A 4,258-nucleotide genomic window follows, 5' to 3' on the forward strand; every position below is an offset into this window, starting at 1 on the left:
CCCTCCCTCCCCCCGTGCGCGGACAGGGCACGGGCCTTGCTTAGTGCCTGGGCAGCGAGGACTCGGGGTTCGGAGGGTTGGTCGATGGCGGAGGTCTTCTTCTGGTGCGCGGCGCTGGCACTCGTGCACACGTATTTTCTCTATCCCCTGAGCCTGTTCGCCCTGGAGGGCATGGCGCAGGTCTTCCAGAACGCGCGACGGATGCGTGCCGGTGAGGCCGCTCGGGTGGGCGCTCCCGCCGGGCCGCTGCCGTCGGTGAGCCTGGTGGTGGCCGCCTACAACGAGGCGAGCTGCATCGAGCAGAAGCTCCAGAACAGCCTGGCGCTGGACTACCCGGCTGACCGCTTCGAGGTGCTCATCGGTTCGGATGGCTCGTCGGACGGGACGGATGGACTCGTGCAGAAGTGCACGGATCCCCGCGTGCGGCTGTCGCCCGCGGCCCGCGCCGGCAAGACGACGGTGCTCAACCGCTGCATCCCCGCCGCCCATGGCGACATCGTGCTCCTGTCGGATGCGAACACGATGATCGACGCGGACGCGGTGCGGAAGCTGGTGCGCCACTTCGAGGATCCGGAGGTCGGCGCCGTCTGCGGCAAGCTGCGCCTCTACAACCCCACGAAGCAGGACTACGAGGAGAGCGCCTACTGGAGCTACGAGTCCCTCATCAAGATGTACGAGGGCAAGCGGGGCGCGGTGGTGGGGGCCAACGGCGGCCTGTACGCCATCCGTCGCTCGCTCTTCACGCAGCTTCCCGCGTCTACCATCGTGGATGACTTCGTGATTCCGCTGCGCATCATGGAGGCGGGCTACAAGGTCAACTACGAGGAGAACGCCGTCGCCCACGAGGAGACGACGGAGGATTACGGCAAGGAGTTCGGTCGGCGTGCGCGCATCGCGGCGGGCAACTTCCAGAGCCTGAAGCTCGTGCCCGGGCTGCTGCTGCCCACGGCGGGCTTCCCCGCGTTCGCGTTCTGGTCGCACAAGCTGCTGCGCTGGTGCGCGCCCGCGCTGATGGTGGCCGCGCTGCTGGCGAACCTGTTCCTGCTCGACAGCACCTTCTACCAGGTGACGCTGCTGGGCCAGGCGCTGTTCTACGCCCTGGCGTACCTGGGCAAGGCCGCGGTGTTCAAGAGTGGCGCCGCGAAGCGCGTGGCCTCCGTGGCCTACTACTTCGTCACCATGAACATGGCGATCGCCGTGGGCTTCTGGCGCTTCCTGCGCAACTCGCAGCGCGCCGCGTGGGACCGCACCGCGCGGGTGCCGTCCGCCACGTAGCCGTCGGATTTCTTGAAGAAGGCAGTGCAGGCCCGTCGCTCTTACCGGCGGCGCTCCGGCTGGTTCCGGAAGTGCCCCGGTCGCGACCGACAGGCCGTCGGATTCATCGAGAAACGCAGTGCAGGCCCGTCGGTCTCCCTGGCGGCGCTCCGGCTGGTTCCGGAAGCGCCCCGGTCGTGACCGACGGGCTTTCTGCGTTGGGGGCCCCGCCGTTCCGGTGGGGCAGGGGGCCTACCGGGCCGCCACCGCCACGGGCTTCCCCGTACCGGCGGGCAGCACGCTGCCGAACGCGGCGAAGAGCTGCCCGGTGAGGACGTGCGTCTGTCCGGGGCCGGGGTTGCGCAGCATGTCGTTGAGCACCTCGCCCGTCTTCGGATCGCGGGGCAGGTGGGGGCGCGCCAGGTTCATCCGGTAGCGCACCACGCCGCGCCTCACGCGGTGGATGACGGTGACGGTCCCATCCGAGTCCACCCCGTCCACGAGGCCCACGTGCGTGAGGCCGTCGTTGCGGCGACCGTCGCGGTTCTGGTCGTACGTCTCACGGAAGAACACCAGGTCCCCCGGCACGGGGCGGCCCTCCGTGTACACGTGGCCGTTCGCGCGGGCGTAGCGGTAGAGCGCGGTGACGCCGTTGTCCCCGGGCTTCAACGTGCCCCGGAACGTCAGGCCCGCCTGCGCATACGTGGCCTCGATGAGCGCCGTGCAGTCCGCCGGGTAGCGCCGGCCATTCACCTGGACGGACGACTCGCCCACCAGCGAGCGCGCCGTGGCGAGCACGCGCTCCCTCGGGTTGGCGACGGGCACCGGGCTCGCGGCGGTCTTCTTCGCGGGCGTGACGGTGGGGCGCGTCTTCGCCTTGTTCGAGGGCGCCTTCGCCACCGACGTGCCCTTCGTCGCCGAGTCCGGACGGGCCTTGGCGGGACGCTCGGCGGACGTCGGGGCGCGGGGGCTCTCACGCGGCGTCACAGACGCGGACAGCGCGGCGCGGGGGAAGGCCGGCGGCGAGGCGGAGTGGTAGCGCACCGTCTCCGAGGCCACCCAGCCGCCCACGGGCGACCCGGTCGCGCAGCCCGTCGTCATCGCCAGCATCGCCATCCATGTGCCCAGCTTCATGGCCACCTCTCCCTGTAGCGTCCTGGGGCACAGGCTCGCCCCGGTGGCCCGTGTGGTCAAAAAAACCACCCAGGCAACCGGGCAGGACGGCTCGGGTTTTCGCCGGGGGGCGGGTGGGGTATTGCTGGAGGCGAATGCCCACCTTCCGCCGCGCCCTCGCCCTGCTGCTGCTGGCCACCGGTTGCTCGCACACGTCCTTCGAGCGCGCGAGCGAACAGGACACCGTCCAGGCCTACCGCGACTTCCTGCGCGAGTACCCGGATGATCCGGAGGCGACCACGGCGCAGGGGCGCATCGAGGGCCTGGAGTTCGACGAGGCGAAGCGCCTGCACTCGGTCCTCGCCTACAAGCGCTTCCTGGAGACGTATCCGGACGCGCCGCAGCGCCGGGTGGTGAAGTCCCTGCTGGAGGGCCTGCGCTTCAACGCGGCGAAGCAGGCGGACACGGAGGCCGGGTGGCGGCAGTTCCTCGCGGAGCATCCGGACGGCACCCACAAGGACGAGGCCCGGGCCCTGCTGCAGGCGGCCGAGACGCGCGACATGCGCGCCACGACCGACCTGGCGCGCATGGTGACCCTCCTGAAGGGGCAGGCGGAAGGCACGCCCCGCGATGAGCTGGAGCGGAAGCTGGACGACGAGAGCTACGTCCAGGCCACCGACGCCGGGAAGCTCTTCGCCTACCTGCGCGATTTCGCCTCGGGCGTGCACCGCGAGGAGGCCCGCGTCCGGTTGCTGGAATTGGAAGTGGAAGGGCTGCTCGTCTCCGGGCTCGTGGATGAGGCCGAGGCGAAGGTGAAGGTCCACCCGCTGGGGCCCAAGCTGACGGGCTTCCCCGCGCGCCTCGCCCGCGCCCGCGCCGAACAGGGCGCCCTGGCCCGCACGGAGCCCGCCGCCCGCGCGATGCAGGCCGGCCACTACCTGCGCGACCTGGAGGACCTGAAGCGCGCCCTCGTCGCGCCGGATCCGCTGGACCGCTGGCAGGCCGCCGAGGAGCTGGGGCAGCACGTGTCGGTGCGCGTGGTGGATCCGCTCCTGGAGGCGCTGCGCACGGCGCGCAACCCGCTGATCCGTCAGAAGGCGCTGGAGTCGCTGCGCACGGTGCTCTCCGCGCTGCCCGCGCCCGTGGCCGGCTACGAGGTCGCCGTGCGGTTGGAGTCCCTGCGCGAGCGCGCCAGCAGCCCGGAGCTGTACCTCACCGTCGCGGCGCTCCTGGACCTGAGCGGGCAGTTGGAACAGGCCGCCAGCCAGTACCAGCGCGTCTATGAATCCGGCGGCACGGATCCAGTGGTGCTCTGGCGCTGGGTGCAGCTGCGCGAGCAGCGCCACCAGGCCTTCTCCGCGGCGGTGGCGGCCCGGCAGCTCGCGGTGTGGGCCCAGACGACCGCGCGGGACGAGGCGGTGTCGGCGGAGGGTGGGGTGCCGCTCGCGGCCGCCCGGCAACTGTGCGCGGCCGTGGTGGATGCCCGGTACGCGGCCGAGGCCATCACCCGCGCCCGCGCGGTGAAGACGGAGTTCCCGGAGGACCTGGCCACCTTCGAGCGCACCGCCCAGGACGCGGTGCGCCTCGCGGAGGCGAAGCTCGCGGACGCGGAGCTGCTCCTGCGCCAGCAGCACCCCGGCGTCCGCACCTGCGCGGATCAGCAGGTGGCCGAGCGCCTGTCCCAGGGCGTGAAGGAGCGCACCCAGGCCCTCCATGCGTCGAACGCGAAGCTGCCCAAGCCCGTGGGCGTGCTGCTCCTGGAGCTGGCCCGGGAGCGGGATCCCTCCCCGGAGGTCCGGGCCGTGGCGGCCTCCCGGTTGGCCGGATCCACCCCTCCCTGAGACGGACTGGCACCCCCGGTCGCGGCGGTTAGAGTCCTGCCCCCCATGAC

The 4,258-nt window shown here is 71.7% G+C and carries 3 protein-coding genes; 2 read left to right on the forward strand and 1 reads right to left on the reverse strand.

Translation table 11 applies throughout. The annotated features are described in order from the left end of the window. Positions 1–84: 84 nt before the first annotated feature. Positions 85–1,275 carry a glycosyltransferase family 2 protein gene (locus D7X74_RS40075; RefSeq protein ID WP_120538201.1) on the forward strand — a complete coding sequence of 397 codons (1,191 nt, stop codon included), beginning with the start codon at positions 85–87 and terminating at the stop codon, positions 1,273–1,275. Between the two features lie 231 nt (positions 1,276–1,506). On the opposite strand, the gene D7X74_RS40080 is transcribed toward D7X74_RS40075, so the two are convergent. Next, positions 1,507–2,388: a CHAP domain-containing protein gene (locus tag D7X74_RS40080; protein WP_120538202.1), complete on the reverse strand. Its 882-nt coding sequence runs from the start codon at positions 2,386–2,388 to the stop codon at positions 1,507–1,509. A 134-nt stretch (positions 2,389–2,522) separates the two neighbouring features. Between D7X74_RS40080 and D7X74_RS40085 the strand changes: the two genes are divergently transcribed. Further along, entirely contained in the window at positions 2,523–4,208 is a 1,686-nt protein-coding gene (locus D7X74_RS40085) for a HEAT repeat domain-containing protein (RefSeq protein ID WP_199742004.1), read from the forward strand. Positions 4,209–4,258 lie beyond the last annotated feature (50 nt).

This window comes from Corallococcus sp. CA047B (assembly GCF_003612065.1).
GTDB lineage: Bacteria > Myxococcota > Myxococcia > Myxococcales > Myxococcaceae > Corallococcus > Corallococcus praedator.